Source organism: Acinetobacter genomosp. 33YU, from assembly GCF_001990725.1.
Lineage (GTDB): Bacteria > Pseudomonadota > Gammaproteobacteria > Pseudomonadales > Moraxellaceae > Acinetobacter > Acinetobacter seifertii.
Genome location: NZ_LFZQ01000007.1, coordinates 183,513 through 201,971 on the forward strand (window position 1 = coordinate 183,513; position 18,459 = coordinate 201,971).

The 18,459-nt window shown below is 35.3% G+C and carries 18 protein-coding genes, 1 other RNA gene and 1 pseudogene; 10 read left to right on the plus strand and 10 right to left on the minus strand.

Annotated features, from left to right (window positions below):
• Positions 1 to 479 precede the first annotated feature (479 nt).
• Positions 480 to 2,573, plus strand: coding sequence for an EAL domain-containing protein (locus tag AC056_RS08405; protein WP_077163325.1), 2,094 nt, complete (start codon positions 480 to 482; stop codon positions 2,571 to 2,573).
• Between the two features lie 145 nt (positions 2,574 to 2,718).
• Complete coding sequence (locus AC056_RS08410) at positions 2,719 to 3,162, plus strand: universal stress protein (protein WP_077163326.1); 444 nt, start codon at positions 2,719 to 2,721, stop codon at positions 3,160 to 3,162.
• A 55-nt stretch (positions 3,163 to 3,217) separates the two neighbouring features.
• On the opposite strand, the gene AC056_RS08415 is transcribed toward AC056_RS08410, so the two are convergent.
• Positions 3,218 to 4,660, minus strand: coding sequence for a glucose/sorbosone family PQQ-dependent dehydrogenase (locus AC056_RS08415; RefSeq protein WP_077163327.1), 1,443 nt, complete (start codon positions 4,658 to 4,660; stop codon positions 3,218 to 3,220).
• Positions 4,661 to 5,034: 374 nt separating this feature from the next.
• Between AC056_RS08415 and AC056_RS08425 the strand changes: the two are divergent.
• Positions 5,035 to 5,591: pseudogene (locus tag AC056_RS08425) on the plus strand (STAS domain-containing protein); the annotation flags it as partial.
• A 25-nt stretch (positions 5,592 to 5,616) separates the two neighbouring features.
• On the opposite strand, the gene AC056_RS19855 reads toward AC056_RS08425, so the two are convergent.
• From AC056_RS19855 to kynU, 4 genes are all read right to left on the minus strand, one after another.
• A complete protein-coding gene (locus AC056_RS19855; RefSeq protein WP_077163328.1) occupies positions 5,617 to 5,733 on the minus strand; it encodes a hypothetical protein in 117 nt (38 codons plus the stop codon).
• A 777-nt stretch (positions 5,734 to 6,510) separates the two neighbouring features.
• Positions 6,511 to 7,254, minus strand: coding sequence for an alpha/beta hydrolase (locus AC056_RS08435; protein ID WP_077163329.1), 744 nt, complete (start codon positions 7,252 to 7,254; stop codon positions 6,511 to 6,513).
• A 7-nt stretch (positions 7,255 to 7,261) separates the two neighbouring features.
• Positions 7,262 to 8,668 (minus strand): amino acid permease, encoded by a 1,407-nt coding sequence (locus tag AC056_RS08440; protein WP_077163330.1) that lies wholly within the window; start codon positions 8,666 to 8,668, stop codon positions 7,262 to 7,264.
• A 40-nt stretch (positions 8,669 to 8,708) separates the two neighbouring features.
• Positions 8,709 to 9,959 (minus strand): kynureninase, encoded by a 1,251-nt coding sequence (gene kynU / locus AC056_RS08445; protein WP_077163331.1) that lies wholly within the window; start codon positions 9,957 to 9,959, stop codon positions 8,709 to 8,711.
• Between the two features lie 146 nt (positions 9,960 to 10,105).
• Here kynU and gigD point away from each other — a divergent pair, with 146 nt between their 5' ends.
• Both gigD and AC056_RS08455 read left to right on the plus strand, forming a co-directional pair.
• Positions 10,106 to 10,555, plus strand: coding sequence for an Lrp/AsnC family transcriptional regulator GigD (gene gigD, locus AC056_RS08450; RefSeq protein WP_077163332.1), 450 nt, complete (start codon positions 10,106 to 10,108; stop codon positions 10,553 to 10,555).
• Positions 10,556 to 10,597: 42 nt separating this feature from the next.
• The gene (locus tag AC056_RS08455) at positions 10,598 to 11,122 is read left to right on the plus strand and encodes a GNAT family N-acetyltransferase (protein ID WP_077163333.1); all 525 of its coding nucleotides are present in this window, start codon (positions 10,598 to 10,600) and stop codon (positions 11,120 to 11,122) included.
• Positions 11,123 to 11,185: 63 nt separating this feature from the next.
• Here the strand turns inward: AC056_RS08455 and AC056_RS08460 are convergent, their stop codons facing one another.
• Positions 11,186 to 11,476, minus strand: coding sequence for a hypothetical protein (locus AC056_RS08460; protein ID WP_004701224.1), 291 nt, complete (start codon positions 11,474 to 11,476; stop codon positions 11,186 to 11,188).
• Positions 11,477 to 11,892: 416 nt separating this feature from the next.
• On the opposite strand from AC056_RS08460, the gene AC056_RS08465 reads away from it, so the two are divergent.
• The 4 genes from AC056_RS08465 to AC056_RS08480 all read left to right on the plus strand — a co-directional run bounded on the left by AC056_RS08465 (position 11,893) and on the right by AC056_RS08480 (position 14,737).
• Complete coding sequence (locus AC056_RS08465) at positions 11,893 to 12,579, plus strand: HAD-IA family hydrolase (protein ID WP_004701221.1); 687 nt, start codon at positions 11,893 to 11,895, stop codon at positions 12,577 to 12,579.
• Positions 12,563 to 13,003: an RNA-binding S4 domain-containing protein gene (locus AC056_RS08470; protein WP_077163334.1), complete on the plus strand. Its 441-nt coding sequence runs from the start codon at positions 12,563 to 12,565 to the stop codon at positions 13,001 to 13,003. Before AC056_RS08465 ends, AC056_RS08470 begins: the two co-directional genes overlap by 17 nt.
• Positions 13,004 to 13,148: 145 nt before the next feature.
• Positions 13,149 to 14,201, plus strand: a complete 1,053-nt coding sequence (gene recA / locus AC056_RS08475; RefSeq protein ID WP_004701217.1) for a recombinase RecA — start codon at positions 13,149 to 13,151, stop codon at positions 14,199 to 14,201.
• Positions 14,202 to 14,254: 53 nt separating this feature from the next.
• Positions 14,255 to 14,737, plus strand: coding sequence for a regulatory protein RecX (locus AC056_RS08480; protein WP_077163335.1), 483 nt, complete (start codon positions 14,255 to 14,257; stop codon positions 14,735 to 14,737).
• 14 nt (positions 14,738 to 14,751) lie between these two features.
• Here the strand turns inward: AC056_RS08480 and ffs are convergent.
• An RNA gene (ffs, locus tag AC056_RS08485) (signal recognition particle sRNA small type) lies at positions 14,752 to 14,848 on the minus strand.
• Positions 14,849 to 15,164: 316 nt separating this feature from the next.
• Between ffs and AC056_RS08490 the strand changes: the two genes are divergently transcribed.
• Positions 15,165 to 16,055, plus strand: a complete 891-nt coding sequence (locus AC056_RS08490) for a YbgF trimerization domain-containing protein (protein ID WP_077163336.1) — start codon at positions 15,165 to 15,167, stop codon at positions 16,053 to 16,055.
• 53 nt (positions 16,056 to 16,108) lie between these two features.
• Here the strand turns inward: AC056_RS08490 and lpxA are convergent, their stop codons facing one another.
• The 3 genes from lpxA to lpxD are packed head-to-tail and all read right to left on the minus strand — an operon-like array spanning position 16,109 to position 18,456.
• Positions 16,109 to 16,897: an acyl-ACP--UDP-N-acetylglucosamine O-acyltransferase gene (gene lpxA, locus AC056_RS08495; protein ID WP_004701211.1), complete on the minus strand. Its 789-nt coding sequence runs from the start codon at positions 16,895 to 16,897 to the stop codon at positions 16,109 to 16,111.
• Positions 16,894 to 17,379 carry a 3-hydroxyacyl-ACP dehydratase FabZ gene (fabZ, locus tag AC056_RS08500; protein ID WP_000140523.1) on the minus strand — a complete coding sequence of 162 codons (486 nt, stop codon included), beginning with the start codon at positions 17,377 to 17,379 and terminating at the stop codon, positions 16,894 to 16,896. The genes lpxA and fabZ overlap by 4 nt, the downstream gene beginning before the upstream one ends.
• A gap of 6 nt (positions 17,380 to 17,385) precedes the next feature.
• On the minus strand, positions 17,386 to 18,456 hold the full coding sequence (lpxD, locus tag AC056_RS08505; RefSeq protein WP_004701209.1) for a UDP-3-O-(3-hydroxymyristoyl)glucosamine N-acyltransferase: 1,071 nt from the start codon (positions 18,454 to 18,456) through the stop codon (positions 17,386 to 17,388).
• Positions 18,457 to 18,459 lie beyond the last annotated feature (3 nt).

Genomic DNA, 18,459 nt, shown 5'->3' on the forward strand with positions numbered 1-18,459 from the left:
CCTTTTCGACAAAAAGAATTCTACGATAATATAAGGCCTTATTTTATGTTACTTTTGTAAACTTAATAGTAGTTATTGTATTTGTACTTAATAATTTAAATTAATTATTTATATAAATTTTTCTAAGTAAAATATTGAATCTAACCTAACTTGCGCCTTAAAAAATATTTTATCTCATTTATATACCTCCATAATCTCTTCTTTTTTCTAATATATAAACAACTGTTTATAACAATTTTTTTACAAAAATAAGCATAATTTTTTAAAGTTAAAACTCTATTTTTAGTAACCTAAATAGAATTAAAAATTAATAAATAACATACGCATACATGAGTAATTACAATTATATTTTAGAAAAATATTTATTTAAGCTCAAAAAAACACCAAATGTCCAGTTTTTATAGCTTTTGTGCTGACGACACAACTATTACAATACAGTTTATAAATAGTTTAATTCTTCAGCAATTTTTAGGCATGTTATGACTTCAATGTCGAACACTACCCAAAAGCATTTTATTGTTGAGCAGATTCCTCTACCGACATGGGTTAGTGATGAAAAAGGCTTAATTTTATATTGCAATACGGAGTGTACAAAATACTGGCACGATACTTCTCCCCCATTATCTCAACAATGGCTAGATTTCGTGTACCCTGCCGATTTAGAAGAAGTTAAAAACAAATGGTTAGATGCTATAAGACTCCAATCAAGAATTGAATTTAAATGTCGTCTTTTACATAAAAGCCATCACTATCGATGGTGTAAGCTTTCAATTCAATTGTCAAAGTATCATGAATCTTTGCCTGAAAATGAATGGTTTATTAGTTTTTTAGATATTGATCAAGACATTCAAGAACAACAAAACTTACGTAAAGATATTGATATACAAAATCAAATGCTTGATATCAGTGTCGATTGTATTAAAGTTTTAAATACAGATGGCACAGTCTCTCATATGAATAAATCAGGATGCGTTGCTCTAGGCGTGCCTGAAAATGAAAAAAAATTTGGAATGCCATGGTTAGACCTTTTACCACCTCATATACGTAAACGTGGAAGAGTTGCTTTAAAAAAAGCCTTGCAAGGTAAAGTAGCTCGATTCGCTGGCATGAGTTCTTTACCCAATCAGGATCCTGAACATTGGGACAATATACTTACCCCAATCCAACATACAAACGGCGAAATTATTCAAATATTGTGTGTTTCTCGGAACGTTACTCAGCAATATCTTACTGAGAATCGTCTTAGAGACATTAGTGAGCGAGATGAACTTACCGGATTATTTAATAGACGTTCATTTAAACTACAACTAAAACGTACATTAACTTACTCAAGAGAAACTCAAACCAGCGTAGGGTTACTTTTAATTGATTTAGATCATTTCAAGCACATTAATGACACTATAGGTCATAGTGCTGGTGATCACTTGCTAAAAATTCTATCGAAACGTTTTAATCAGTGCGTAGATCATGAACGATGTATTGTTGCTAGATTAGGTGGAGACGAATTTGCGGTCATTATTAGTCATTTAAAAGATGAAGATGATATTCGAGGTATCGCTGAAGTATTACTTCAACAACTCAATCACCCTATTACATATGCTGGCAATGTGCTCAACGGCGGAATGAGTATCGGCTGTGCCATTTACCCGCAAGATGCTGTTGATCAGTCGAGTTTATTGAGCTGTGCAGACATGGCATTACATGACTTAAAAGCTCGAGGTCGTGGTGGTATACGTATGTATAACCCCAGTATGATGCAATTAACCGAAGCAATCGCATCTCAACTTAACATTGCTCGACAGCTTATTCGTCACCATACCATCCAACCTTACTATCAACCCAAAGTTGATTTAAAAACCCATACTGTCGTAGGATTTGAAGCATTATTGCGTTGGCACACAACATCAGCTCAAACAGGATTACCCTCCCAGATTGCTGAAGCATTTAAAGATTATGATTTAGCCAGTAAGATCGGTGAAATTATGCAGCATCAAGTTTTGCATGATATGGCTAAATGGATAAAATTAGGTTTTCAGCCACTTCCTGTATCTTTAAATGCAGCACCAGTTGAATTTTTAAGAGACAATTACGCTGAACGCCTATTAAAAAAGATATATCAGTTTGACGTTCCTACACATTTAATTGAAATAGAAGTTACTGAGCATATGCTTGGTGATCGAGGTTCTGAATATGTTATTCGTGCACTCAATAAACTAAAACAACATGGTGTACGCATTGCTTTAGATGATTTCGGAACAGGATCTTCTTCTCTAACGCATATACGAGACTATCCAATTGATTGCATAAAAGTCGATTGTAGCTTTATACAAAAGATGCAACATGACCCATCAATTTATGCAATCGTCCAAGCAATCGGCTTACTTGCACCCAATCTTTCCCTTAGGCTAATAGCAGAAGGTATTGAAACACCTGAACAACAAGAGTTACTGCTCCAGTTCGGATATAACATTGGACAAGGTTTCTTATTTGAACAAGCTATTGATGCGAATCAGGTTATATCTATTCTTAAACAAGGTCAGGCTTATATAGAAAGCCACTATTCTATGAATTAGTCTGAATATTCAAAAGAAGTCGCTCGCTTTACACACTAAAAGCACACAATAAAAATTATAAAATTGGCGATAATATAATCATAACGATAATGAATTTTTAGTTCTTCAACAATAAATATTGCCACAAGGCAATAAGGAGCAATATATGAGTTATCACCATATTTTAGTTCCAGTCGACGGTTCTCCTACTTCACTTATTGCCGTTAACCATGCTGCAAGTCTTGCAAAAGTATTTAACAGTAAAGTCACTTTAGTATATGCGCTCACTATTGATCCTTTTATTTCAGTTGAAATCATCGATAGTACAGAAATCGCGCAAGATTACTTTAATAAAGCGAGAGCTTCGATTCAGGGCATTTTAGATCAAGCTAAAGAGCAATTTAGTCAACACGGAATCTTTGTTGAAACAAAGATTGTTGAAGGTCAAACAATTCACACAGAAATTATCAAAGCAGCAACTGAGCTAAAAGCTGATTTATTAGTGATTGGTTCTCATGGGCGAAAAGGTTTTAAAAAGTTCTTCCTAGGAAGTGTGACTCAAGCACTGTTAGGAGAAATCCATGTACCAGTATTAGTCGTAACTGAATAAATAAATCTAAACTTGTATAAAAAACCCAGCTATAGAGCTGGGTTTTTTACATAAACTACTTTCCGTTATACGTAAATTTAATAAGAGAACCAGGATTCTCTAAAGTATGCGTTACAGAACCATCGTCTTTTTGCACATTCCCCGCTGTATCGGTCAGTACATATAAAACATTGCCCTCAGGACTTGCAATCACATCACGATAGCGGTTATTGCTTTTAAACATCGGGATAGCATCATCCAAAGTCGCACTATATGTCGGATCTAGCTTAATACGGAAAATTACCCCACGTTTTAAAGATGGTACCAATAATGTATTTTCCCATCCCGGAATCGCTTTTTTGCCTCCCGTATATACATATGCCGATGACGGTGCAACCGTTGGCCAGCAGACATAAGTCATATCACCACAAGTTGGATCATTGTAGTTATAGGTATCTTGTACGGTATATAACGTTTTTAAAGGTGCTACAAAGTTTTTCCCAGTCCATTCAGACTCTTTAGTCACTGGAACGCCTTCGGCTACTTTTATCCCATTTTGGCCTAAATCTTTAATTTGAGATTTATTAGTTGCAGTTGAATAGTTGGCATATGCATAGCCACTATCGTCTTTGTAACCCGCTACATTTGGCCAACCATAGTTCCCACCTTTTAAAATGAGATTAATTTCATCATCAGAATTTGGACCTTGCTCAGATTGTAAAAGCTTTCCATTTGGAGCAAATGCTAAACCTTGTGGATTACGATGCCCTAAAGTATAGATATGACTAACTACCCCATTAAAGCTCGGGTTATCTTTAGGAATACTTCCATCCAGATTTAAGCGTAATACCTTGCCCATATAAGTATGATAGTCTTTGCCGTTAAGCTCTTGCTGAGTTGGGGTATGCTGCGCCTGATTTGGTAAAAACAAATAAGCCAACTGGTTACGACCTTGGTCACCAATTGTATAATAGATTTTTTGATCGGGACCAATAACAAGACGACCAGACTGGTGGTCTTTCGATGATGGTAAACCTGCAATCAAATCGACAGGTTTTTCAAATGTATCTGTTGTTTTATTATAGGTATACCTACGGATAATCGTTTGGTTTGGTAGTTCTTTATCTGTAGATTTTGGATTTTTAAAAGTACCCGAAATATAGATATAAGGGTTATGTTTAAAGTCAGGATGAAAGGCAAAGCCTAATAAACCATTTTGTCCATCTGCATCATTCACAATTTCAGGAACCTGAAACACTGTTTTTGCACTACCAGACTCAGGATTGACTCTTATAATCTTTCCCGTTGCTCGTTCAGTTAACCAAATCTGATTATCTGGCCCCCATAACAAAGCATGCGGTTTATTTAAGTTAGACAAAATAACTTTTTTATCAAAATTTTCTGTTTTTGCTTTAGCAAATTGTGCAGGGGTAAGAGGAATATCAGCAAACGCTGTATTTAATGCGAATATCTGGGCAGCACCCATTAAAGCAATTTTAGCCAATAAATGTTTATTCATATGTCCACCTTATAAATTTCAAAATTTACGAGAATTTTTAAACCTTTAGCAAAAGTTTGGTACATGCTCTCTATATGATTTGTATTATGATGAATAGCACATTTATTAAAATCCAAATTTATGAAAGGCTCTGTTGCATAAAAGTAGCTATTCAAAAGAACTCAACATCTTTATAAACTTCTTTTAAGTTAAACAACTTAAATTTATTTTGATCTCTTTTATTAATTTTTAAATCTTACGCTATTCTTCAGGCACTCTTAAATGCTTCAAACTCAATATCCATGATGCTTACGCCACCTTAAGTTTACATCCTCTTATTTCGTGTAAATAACTCATCACTGTTTAGTGATGTGGTGTAGTTACGTGTGAAGGCAGCTAATATTGCTTCGGGTTTCATGGGTGGTATGGCCGGTTGTGCCATGATTGGTCAATCAATAATTAATGTAAAATCGGGTGGCCGCACACGTTTATCTACTTTCTGCTGTGGAGTTCACTAACACAATTTCAAAACAATCCTAAAAGCAGTAATGTTGTTATGATTGCTACAGTTATCGTGGTAGTTGCCACTCATAACTTAGCGTTAGGCGTATTGACGGGCGTATTACTTTCAGCACTTTTCTAAGCAAATAAACTTGAAAATGATATTCGTATAGAAACCTCCTTAGAAGGTGAAGCTCGTCTGTATAAGTTAAGTGGTCAAATATTTTTTAGTTCATCTGAAAGACTTATGCAAAGCTTTAACTTTAAAGAAGATATTAAAGAAGCCATTATTGACCTTACCCATTCTCATATTTGGGATGTGACTTCAGTTGCTATGCTAGATTCTGTAGTAAATAAATTTCAAAAGAACAATATTAAAGTAACTGTTCGCGGTCTAAATGAAGCGAGCTCAATTATGATAGATAATTATGGTACTCATGCAAAAATTTAAAAAAGATCCTTCAGGACCTTTCTTTTTACGTTTGAGGAGCAATTATATAAAAATATAAAAGCATACTTATTAAAACAACTAGCATAACAGTCAAATAAGTACCAACTGTATTAAAACTTTTTAGAAACTTCAAAATATCCATAAAATCTTAGAAACAACCAAACTTTTAAAAATTATTTAAAAATTCAATCAAATTATCAACCATAAGAATTTTACAATTTATTCAACTACAAATTTTTCGTATCAGAAATGTATAAATATATTAATTATTGATTTAGTTCTTAATAAAAAATACCCCCATATTAAAAAATATGAGGGTATTAAAAAATAAATAACTTTACAGACGCAGTATATGCTTGAACTACTATAATCGCTTAAAGATGTATTTTCAATACCTCTTTGATCAATTTAGTGACTTATGACTATAAGCATGAGCAAATTTGATGATTTTATGTACTAAAACACCTTTCAACAGCAAAGTTTAAAAATAAAAAAGTCCGTATCTTGGGAAGCTACGGACTATAAAACTCAGCTAAGCAACAGCTAAACAATTTGTCGCGTAGAGAGAAAACACTATCTTTTTAATCTAATCGAGATATTAGTTTAGGTCAACTCTTAAGCATATATATCAATAAAAAAGTTAATTAAATGTGACAAAGTTTACAGTTCAATCCACATATAATAAACAATGAATATATATTATTAAAATTTAAATAAATATATATAATCTAGCTTTAGGTTCAAGTAATTGATTTACCATAGAGGGTCTAACAATCACTTAAACCCGTCTATACACTTAAGTTAACAATTGAGATAGAGGTATTCTCTTTTATAGAGCAAGGATAAGTTTTTGATTTTTAAAATCTATAATTTATCCAATTTAATTCCCAAAGTTTTATATTTCGCATTTTCTATTTTATTAAAATATATACTTAAAGTAATAATCTAAAATAGAATAATGATTAACTTCCGAAATAATATCTAATGACATAAGATTCTGATTTTGTTTGCACTTATGATCAAAATAGTTTTGGCTTTGCCATTTCAACTCACTTAGCTCCAACTCTCCACACAAAAGCGTACAAGGAATATCAACATTCTCTTCCCGATGAATAGGGCTATATTTTAAAATATCGTCTTGTGATAACTTTAATGCATGATTTAAATGAGTCGCTTGTATAGGTGCTAAATCATATATTCCACTTAATAAAGCCACCTCAGATAACAAAGGGTGGCTTAAACATAATGCTCCGAGATGCGCCCCTGCTGAATGGCCCACTAATAAAACCTCATCCGTTTTCCAATTCTGCTGTGCAATAAAATCTAGGGCTTTTTGAGTCTGAGCCACAATTTGTGAAATATGGCTTTGAGGAGCCAAGTCATATTCTACAAGTACACACTGCGCTCCTTTTGCCAAAATATATGGTGCTATAAAGGCAAAGTCCGATTTATCACACCACTGCCAATATCCCCCATGTATAAAAATCACTGTTTTATTGGCATGTTCTAAAGGGAAAAAATCCATCGTTGATCGGTTCTGTGAACCATACTTAATATCTTTTACGTTATGATAGGCCTGATAACTTAGCAAGCTTCTATATTGAAAGCTTGCTAATATTTCACCTTCATTTGCTACCGTTGTAGCATTGTCATATTGTCTCATATCGCGATTACTTCAATGTCTCTTCAGTAGACTTAAGACTTACTTTTAAGGTTGAACGTTTTAAGTAGAAGCAAAATATCAGAACAAGCACCAAAGGTACGCCAAACTGTAAAGTAGACTTAAACTCATTCGTAAACCAAGTGGTTACTGTAATACTCAAAATCGCAATAAAACCAAATAGTGAGATGAATCGACTAGCAGGAATTTTAAATTTCAGCTCGATGCTTTGCTGAGCCATATGTTTTCTAAAAAACATATGTGTTACAAAGATGCTGCCCCACGTGAACAATGCACCAAACATCGATAGCGCAATCATGATTGGAAACGCAGAAGCTGGATTAATCGTATAAACAATACTAGCAATACCAATCCCCACCGCTGATAACAACAGTGCATTTACAGGTACACCGTTGCTACTGATTCGGCCAAAAACTTTTGGTGCATCACCTGCACGGGACAAGCTAAACAACATACGAGTTGAAATATAAAGCATGCTATTCATTGCAGATAAGGCAGCTACAATTACAATAAAGTTTAAAATACTATCGGCATATGGAATACCAACAATCTTCATGACCATAACAAAAGGACTTGTTGCATCTGCTCCAATCAAAACCGTCCATGGCACCAAAGTAACGATGAGAAATAAGGACAATAAATAGAACAAAATGAGTCGGAGTGCTGTGCTTTTAAATGCCTTTTTTACTGCTTTTTCAGGGTCTTTTGCTTCACCAGCTGCGACGGCGATCATTTCTATACTTAAATAACTAAATATTGAAATAATGACACCAATCCATACCCCACTAAAGCCATTGGGGAAAAAGCCTCCATGCCCTGACAAATTAGTCACAACTTGCTTCATTCCCTGATTGCTTTGAGTCAAGATACCAATAGCCAAAAGAATAAACACGATAATGGCAAAAACTTTGATTGTAGAAAACCAGTACTCAACTAGTCCGAAGGCTTTAACACTATAGGCATTTACAACAAGTAAAGTTAGTGAAAAAAAACCAATCCAGACCCAAGAGCCTACATTGGGGAACCAAAGCTTCATATAGTCAGCTACAGCGGTAATCTCGGTACCTACAGCCAGTACAATACAAGCCCAATAACAGTAGCGAACTAAAAAGCCAGCAAGTGGACTCATATAATGTTCTGCATACGCCCCAAATGAGCCCGAAGTAGGATGCTGAACCGTCATTTCAGCCAAGCAAGCCATAAGTGCAAATGCAATTAAACCACCAATCGCATAGCTGACAATGACTGCAGGACCTGCAAAGCTAATTGCAAATTTGCTTCCCATAAACAATCCGGTTCCAATTGCTCCACCAATGGCAATCATACCCATCTGTTTTGCAGATAACTTTTTATGCAGCCCAGCTTCTCTATTTTGTATTTCATCAAAACTACTCATAAGCCCTCCTAGCCATTTGTTTTATTTTGATTCCTTAAAATCAGGTCACTTCACCGCGAACTAAATAGCGCTTGTTTTTCCATTCACTATTCAACATAGTTTCTTTTAAGTGCTGTACTGCATTCCAAATATCTTCAAATCCTAAGTACAAAGGTGTAACACCAAATCTCAACACCGCAGGTTCCCTATAATCACCAATCACACCACGTGCAATAAGCGCTTGAATAATTTCATAACCGAATTCATGGCGATAACTAACGTGACTACCACGATATTTATGTTCTAAAGGCGTAATTAACTCAAAACCAAATTCAGAGCATTCTTGCTGTACCAGTTGAATGAATAAATCAGTTAATTTCAGAGATTTCTCACGGATTTTTTGCATATCTGCATCTAGGAAAATATCTACGCCGCATTCAATAAGACTCATAGAGATAATGGGCTGTGTTCCACATAAATAGCGACGAATGCTATTAGCAGGCTCATAATGCTGTGCCATATCAAATGGTTTCTTGTGACTCCACCAGCCAGATAAAGGTTGCCAAAACTGATCACGGTGCTTTTCATTGACCCACAACATTGCTGGAGAACCAGGACCACCATTTAAATATTTGTAGGTACACCCAATCGCAAAATCACTGCCGCTTTGGTTTAGGTCCATTGGAACAGCACCAACGGAGTGACATAAATCCCAAATCACCAAAGCTTCTTTAGAGTGAATCTGCTCATTAATAGATGACATATCGTAGAAATACCCAGTACGGTAATTCACGTGAGAAAGTACCACTACAGCAACATCTTTCTCTAACGCTCGAGCTAAGTCTTCTACGCCATCAATCAATTCAACTTGATAGCCCTTTTGAATTAAATCAATGAAACCTTCAATAATATAAATATCTGTTGGAAAAGCATCTTTTTCTGCCACAATGATTTTGTGTTCAGGATTTTTTTCAGCCTGAATTTTTACCGCTGCTGATAAAACTTTAAATAAGTTCAGTGTAGTTGAATCTGAAATAACAACTTCGCCTTGCTCAGCACCAATCAATGTGGCTACCTTATCTCCCAGTCTAGTAGGTAGCCCCCACCAATCAGCCTTATTCCAGCTATTGATTAGATCTTCTCCCCATTCTTGGGAAATAATGTGCTGGGCGACAGCCAAAGATTTCTTTGGTCTAGCACCTAAAGAGTTACCATCTAAATAAATGACACCTTCTGGCAATGCAAATTCATCTTTAAATTTTTTGAGTTCATCTTCCTGATCCCAATATAAACACTGTTCACGAGTAATCATTTGGTATTGCACCTATTTCAACATTTCCTTTGTATTTGAATTTTATCACGCCAATTCTTGCGATTTATTCGATAATATTTGATAAAAAATGACTAATTTCGTATAAAATTCTAATTAAAATTAAAAAATATGGATGGAATTCGAAAATGAATATCGATGCAATCGATCTAAAAATTTTGAAGTATTTACAAGATAATGCCCGCTTAAGTAACCAAGAACTTGCTGATCTAGTCAATCTCTCAGCATCTGCTTGTCACCGACGTGTCAAGATTTTAGAAACCAACGGGATCATTGAAAAATATCAAGCGAAAGTTAACTACGAAAAATTAGGTATAAAAATTGAGGCCATAGTTGAAATTAAACTTGCTCAACTCACTGAAAATGATCACCAGTTTTTTTTAAGCCAGATCAAGAATTTTGATGAAGTTATTAATGCTTATATCATTACAGGCGAATCTAATTATGTCCTGCATGTCGCCACTAAAGATCTAGATTCTTTTTCTCACTTTGTTATTAATACACTCAATAAAATTAAAGGAGTGGTAAGCATTAATTCTAAGATTATCTTACAGAAAATTATACAAAAGCCACTGTAGACTATATGGTTAAATTAAAATTATATTTAAAGAGCTTTTACTATGATCGAAACCGAACGTTTAATCTTAAGACAATGGAAAGAAACTGATGCTGCCCCCTTTATCGAAATGGGATTGGATAAAGATGTTATGCGTTTTTTTCCAAAGCTTTTATCTGCTACTGAAAGTATAAATTTAATTCAAAGAGCATCGGCCCTTATTGATGAAAAAGATTGGGGATTTTGGGCTGTAGAATTAAAAGAAAGCCACGACTTTATTGGTTTTATTGGCCTACACGACCAACCAGAACAATTTGATTTTTCCCCTTGCATTGAAATTGGCTGGAGGATTGCTACAAAACACTGGAAAAAAGGTTATGCCACAGAAGGAGCAAAAGCAGCATTAGACTATGCTTTCAATGTGCTTAATAAAGATAAAGTGGTTTCTTTTACAGCAACAGTGAATAAGCCTTCTCAAGCTGTAATGGAAAGACTAGGAATGCGTAAAGTTAAACACTTCAATCATCCCAAGCTTCCAGATGGGCACGCACTTCAAGAACACGTTCTTTATGAAATATACAATCCTTAATTTGAGTTATGAGTATATTAAATAGTGATATGATCAAAGATTACTAATAAATTTAAACCAGAGCTATTCATCAAAGTCATAACCTACCGAAGTTGAATGCTCCCAATACTCATTAATTTTATCTGCAATAGCTTCTTTGTCCATTGTAGTTAAAACATAGAAAAGTTTTGCCTCTTTGTTTTTTCTCAAAATTAATAAATTGTAATAGTCATATTCAGGACCATTTAGTCCTAGTGATGGTTCTTGACAGTGCTTTTCAGCCTTGTAATGCCATTCAAGTTTATAAGTATCAATGCCATTTGCGGCATTGATAACTATGCCATCATTGGCTCCTCCAATAAATCCAATTTTCATTGCCTACTCTAAATTATTGTTCGGATAATTTTTAATATAACTTTAAACATGCACAGTTCAATTTATAAAATGTTCGTCAATACGTACACTATGTAAATCAAAATAGTGCGATTACTACTTTTATAGACATAAGAGTACTATTGATAGATTCCCATCATTTAAAGTTCCATTTATTATTTTGAATAAATTGATCAGAATTGCGATCACTCAATTTTCATTAGACTCTCCATCTAAAAAATAACAATCAAGTCCTTGGCAGCATTTGAATTTATCACTTTTAACAATCATTATTAATCAGCCTCGATAGACCTCTAAATGATGAAATAATAACAAATCAATCCGTTTTTATAGGCTTTAATGCTTATAATCTTAGCCTAACTTTCTTCCTTGTCTATTCAAATTGGAGTCCTTAAAACATGGCTAAAATAGTGCTTTTCGATATGGACGGAACTTTGTTAGATTTGGCTTTTGACGACTTTATCTGGAACGAATGTCTACCTGTACGGCATTCTCAGACGCATCAACTCTCTTTAACAAAAAGCCAAGAAATATTGACTCAGTTTTATCTTAGTAATAAGCACACGCTTTCATGGTACTCCTCAAATTATTGGACGAAAACTACTGGAGTAGATGTTTTAAATCTTCAGAAAGAATTTCAACACAAAATTAAAACACGATCAGGATGTATGGAGCTACTTAATGCTCTAAAAGAACAAGGTTATCAATGTTGGTTAGTGACCAATGCAGACTGCGCAAGTTTACAATTAAAACTTGATAACATCCCTATTCAAGATTTTTTTGATGTGATTGTATCTAGTGAACAAATGGGTTATGCGAAGGAAGATCTTCAGTTTTGGCAAGAGTTACAACGCTTGCATTATTTTGAACCAAAAACCACTATTTTTTTAGACGATACTCTTCAAGTTTTAAAAACTGCAGAAAAATTTGGTATAAGACACTTGTTTACTATATTACAGCCCTCAACTCTTAAGAGTAAAAGACAGCCACAAGATTTAGAGTATAAAGCTCTAGATCAGCTTACAGAGCTACTGTCTGTTTTGAATCAAACTGATAGAAAGGATAATGATGTCAAAATTGCATGAAAACGATGCTGTAGACACAATGCGTGTCGACAAATGGTTATGGGCAGCACGTTTTTTTAAGACTCGTTCTATTGCTAAAGCTGCAATTGAAGGTGGTAAAGTACATCACAATAATGAGCGTGTAAAAGTTTCTAAAGAAATTCGTGTTGGAATGGAACTTGTTGTTCAACAAAGTTTCGAAAAAAAGACAGTTGTTGTCAAAGCACTTTCCAACACCCGAGGACCAGCTCCAGTTGCGCAGCAACTTTATGAAGAAACTGAAGTAAGTATTGCGAGACGGGAGTTGATTGCTTCCCAACGAAAATTGCATAATCTAGCTCGACCTGACCATAGACCAAGTAAGAAAGATCGGCGACAAATCAATCGGTTTAAACAGGATAACGATCAACATTATGAAGACCATTGGTCTTATAATGATGAATAGAAACGTCGAGTTATGTCGCACTCACATATATAAGATATAGAAGCTAAAGAAAAAATCTGTCACTATTAGCCCTGTGAAACAAGTTGAGATTCAATGCATCCACTTGGGTTAAACGTGATGAACATAGAGTATTGAGGTTTTTGAGATGGATGAGAATAAAAGCAAAGCATTACAAGCCGCTTTGAGTCAGATTGAAAAGCAATTTGGCAAAAATACGGTTATGCGTCTCGGTGATAACACTGTTCAAGCAGTTGAAGCCGTATCTACAGGTTCTTTAACTTTAGATATCGCATTGGGGATTGGTGGTTTACCAAAAGGCCGTATTATCGAAATTTATGGTCCTGAATCTTCTGGTAAAACCACAATGACATTGCAAGCAATCGCCCAATGTCAAAAGTCTGGTGGTACATGTGCATTCATCGATGCCGAGCATGCCCTAGATCCTCAATATGCACGTAAACTTGGTGTAGATATTGACAATCTACTTGTTTCACAACCTGATAATGGTGAACAAGCACTTGAAATCGCCGATATGCTTGTCCGTTCAGGCGCAATTGATTTAATCGTTGTGGACTCGGTAGCTGCCCTTACACCTAAAGCAGAGATCGAAGGTGAGATGGGTGATTCTCACATGGGTCTACAAGCTCGTCTTATGAGCCAAGCGCTTCGTAAAATTACGGGTAACGCTAAACGTTCAAACTGTATGGTTATCTTTATTAACCAAATCCGTATGAAGATTGGTGTTATGTTTGGTAGCCCAGAAACTACAACGGGTGGTAACGCTCTTAAGTTCTATGCGTCAGTTCGTTTAGATATTCGTCGTATTGGTCAAGTAAAAGAAGGCGACGAAATCGTTGGTTCAGAAACTAAAGTTAAAGTCGTTAAAAACAAAATGGCTCCTCCATTTAGAGAAGCTATTTTCCAAATCCTATACGGCAAAGGTACCAACCAACTTGGTGAACTTGTAGATTTGGCAGTTCAACAAGATATCGTTCAAAAAGCTGGTGCATGGTATTCATATCAAGGTAATAAAATTGGCCAAGGTAAGAATAACGTGATTCGTTATTTTGAAGAAAATAAGCAAATCGCTGAAGAGATTGAGCGCAATATTCGAGAGCAATTGCTGACCACAGGTACAAATGGCGCAGTACAAGTTGAAGATGACGAAGAAGAGCCAGATCTATTATTAGAATCTTAATTATAGATGAGTCATAAAACGCCCTTCGGGGCGTTTTTTACAAGGAAACCTATATGTTCAAAAGAAACGATGAGCAATCTCAACAGCGCTCCCCTCTTACTGGCCAGCGTTTACGATCATATGCTTTTGCTTTACTTACTCGCCGAGACTACTCTAAAGCAGAACTGATTGAAAAATTAGCCCGTTATGCACAAAATATAGAAGAAGTGAAACAACTCGTTGAAGAGTTATCTGAGCAAAACTATCAAAGTGACCAACGTGTTGCAGAGCAAATGCTTGCAAGTCAGATTCGTAAAGGTAAAGGTCCAAAACGCATTCAACAAGCTTTAAAAACCAAACAGATTGAGAACGATTTAATCGCTGATGAAATTCACGAAATTGATTGGATAGAGCAAGCTTATCAGCTTAAAGTTAAGAAATTTGGAGAAGTTGTTGAAAAGGATCCAAAGCTTAAAGCAAAACAAATTAGATTCTTACAGTATAGAGGGTTTGATTTAGATGTAATTTTAAAAGCAATCCAAAGAAAATTGGATTAAAAGAAAGGTGGCAGCCCCACTAGCAAAACTTCGGCACATCATAGATCTGCTACCGTTGCTACCTTCCGGTCCTGGCGGGGTTCACAGAGTACAATTGCGAAGCCACCAGCGGGGCTACCATTGCAAAACAAAGTATAGAGATTTTTAAAAGAGATGCAACCCTTCTATACCGTTTTCAGCAAGTTTTTGTTTCGATTGATTAATTCATCAACAACAATCGTTTAAAATTTGAAAATGTAATTTTATGAGCTTAAGTTCCTTTTTCATTTTGCATAAAATATGCTTGAAGATTGTAAACTATCCTTGCATTTAAACTGTTAACTGTTTTAATTGCATTGATCAATGAAAAACCTTAGATATTTAGTGAATTGATTTTTATATTCCGGTGTTCAAGGTGGCTTTTATATAAAATTATGGATTTATACACATGCAAATGAAGAAGCATTCTTTATTATTTATTGCCTTAATGAGTACCACTTCTCTATACGCAAATATTCCTATCGAGTCTCGTGGTTTAAGTCAAAATGATGGTAGTGCATCTAATACTTCTTCAAGCAATATTTCAGTTCCCACCAATTTAAACTGGGAGTTGATGCAAAAAAATCAACAATTAGAGAATGATATCCGCACATTAAGAGGTCAATTAGAAGAACAAGCAAATGATATTGAGCAACTAAAAAAAGAGCTAGCCAACCGCTATACAGACTTAGATCAACGTTTAGAGCTACTACATCAAAAAGTTGACCCAGACAGTGCGACCCAAGATGATAGCTCAAATACGACTGCCGATAGTAGCGCCACTACAAATACATCAGCACCTTCTTCTCAGCCTACAGATGGCAACAAAGTAGTTGCAACTCCGCCTACTCCAACCACCTCTGAACAACAACCTAGCGCACCAGTAACAAACGCTCAACCAACCACCGCTGCTCAAAACCAGTCAAATCCACTTGAATTAGAAAAAGCCGCTTATACAGTAGCTTTAGATGCTTACAAACAGGGCGGAGCGAAAAAAGCTATTGCCCCAATGCAAAACTTTATTAAAAACCACCCTAATAGTATTTATACAGGTAATGCTTACTTTTGGTTAGCTGAATTTCATTTAGCCACAGACCCTGTGAACTACAATGAAGCGAAGAAAAACTATAATATTGTTGCGAATCAATATCCAAACTCTAGTAAAGCTCCTCGAGCATTGTATCAACTGTATAGCATTGCAAAGGATGTTGATAAGAATACTGCATCAGCAAACCAATATAAGAACAAATTACTTACGCAATATCCTAAATCTGAAGAAGTTAAATTCTTTAAAAAATAATTTAGGCATAAAAAAAGACACTGTTAAACAGTGTCTTTTTTATGTCATATTAATTAGCGTACAATTCCACGCTCTGATTGCTCAATAGAATCAATTAATAATTGAGCTTCTGGAACAGAAGGCAAAATTTCACTTTTAATTTGTTCAACAGCTTGAACAGAAGTCAGTCCAGACTTAAATATCAATTTATAAGCTTCTCTTAAACCCTGAATTGTATTTTTAGACCAACCTTTTCTTCGCATACCTTCAGTATTTATACCAAAAGCATGAGCAGGATTACCAGAAGCCATCACATAGGCAGGTACATCTTTAAGAATTAATGAAGCACCACCAATCATGCTGTAAGAATCAATTTTACAGAATTGATGTATTCCAGAATTCCCACCCACAATAACGTGATCACCAATATGTACATGCCCAGCGACACCAACATTATTAGCAAAAATATTATGGTCACCTACAATACAGTCATGTGCAATATGCGTGTTTACCATCAATAGATTATGGCTACCTATTTTGGTTAATGCATTATCTTGCACTGTGCCTCTATGTAAGCTGCAATGTTCGCGAATTAAATTATTGTTACCAATTTCAAGCCAAGTTTCTTCACCTTTATATTTGAGGTCTTGGCAAACTTCACCAACACTTGCAAATTGAAAGATTTCATTATTTTGGCCTATTCTGGTAAAACCACCTACTACCACATGAGAATGTAATTTAGTACCAGCACCAATAGTCACTTGAGGACCAATAACACAATAAGGTCCTATTTGAACATCTGCAGCAATTACTGCAGATGGATCAATAATGGCGGTAGAATGGATTAAATCGTGATTACTCATGCCTGCTCTGTTTTTTGGTGTGAAATCATAATCTCAGCGGTTGCTGCTACAATGCCATCAACGCTAGCTGTACAATTATATTTGTAAATGCCGCGCTTCTGCATTACCAACTCAGATTTTAATACAAGTTGGTCACCTGCAACTACTTGTTTTTTAAATCTAACTCTTTCAGCACCAGCAAACAGGAACAAAGAACCTGGTTTTGGTGTTTCATTGTTCATAATAAAACCAAGAACACCTGAAACTTGAGCAAGTGCTTCAACAATTAGAACACCAGGCATAATTGGATATTCTGGAAAATGTCCTTGTAAGAACTCTTCATTGATAGAAACATTTTTATAACCAACAATACTATTGTCAGTAACTTCAGTCACACGATCAACCAACAAGAATGGATAACGATGCGGCAAATATTGACGAATCGTTTGAATCTGCATTGGTAATTCAGGGATGGCAAATTTAGGGGTAGTTGACTCGGTCATAATATTCTATTTACGCAAATTAAAAGTTGATTCAAGAGACTCTATTTGAGCCTGTATATGATCAAGTCGTTTAGTGATTTGGGTCAATGGCACATCTGCTAATTGTCGCAAGCGTACAACAGTCTTTTTCCAATGACTATTTTCAAATAATCCAATTCCCGATGAATAAGTTCCTGCAACAGAAATATTTTTTGTGACCATTGACATTGCAGTAAAAGTCACATTATCGGTAATTGAAAGGTGACCTGATACTCCACATGCTCCACCTAGAATACAGTTTTTGCCAATTTTTGTACTTCCAGCAATACCACACTTGGCTGCAATAGCAGTATTTGAACCAATATGAACGTTATGTGCAATTTGCACAAGGTTATCAATAATTACTCCATCTTCCAAAATTGTATTATCAAGTGCACCTCTATCAATACTACAATTTGATCCAATTCGAACATCATTTCCAATTAAGACCGAACCTAGCTGAGCAATACGATGCCACTTACCTTGATATGGCGCAAAGCCAAAGCCCTCACCTCCAATCACAGTACTCGAGTGTACACGCACACGATCTTGTAATTTAGAGCTACCCGTAATGGTGACATGAGAATCGATAAAACAATCTTTTCCAACTTCTACATAATCATCAAGTTTAGTATGTGACTCAATGATCGTATTATCACCTACCACACAATTTTCACCAATAACCACATAGTGACCAATATATGCGGTTTCCGAAATAATAGCAGAAGGATGAATTTGAGCAGTGCTTTCTATCCCCGTTATGGAAACCTTTTTATCAAACACATGAGTCAAAATTGCAAATGCAAGGTAAGGATTTTCAACAATAATGAAATTATGTTTTTCTGGAAGAAGTTCTTTTAAAGTAGCTGTAACAATGAAGGCACCAGCATTACTCATTTTGGCTTGCTCAAGATATTTCTCACCATTTATAAAAGTAATATGGTTTGAATTAGCTTTTTCTAAACTTGCCAAATTCGAAAGTTGAAGACTGCCTTCACCAATTAGCTCACCTTGAACCAGATGAGCTAATTCATCTAAACGATATTGTTGCACTTTCATTAA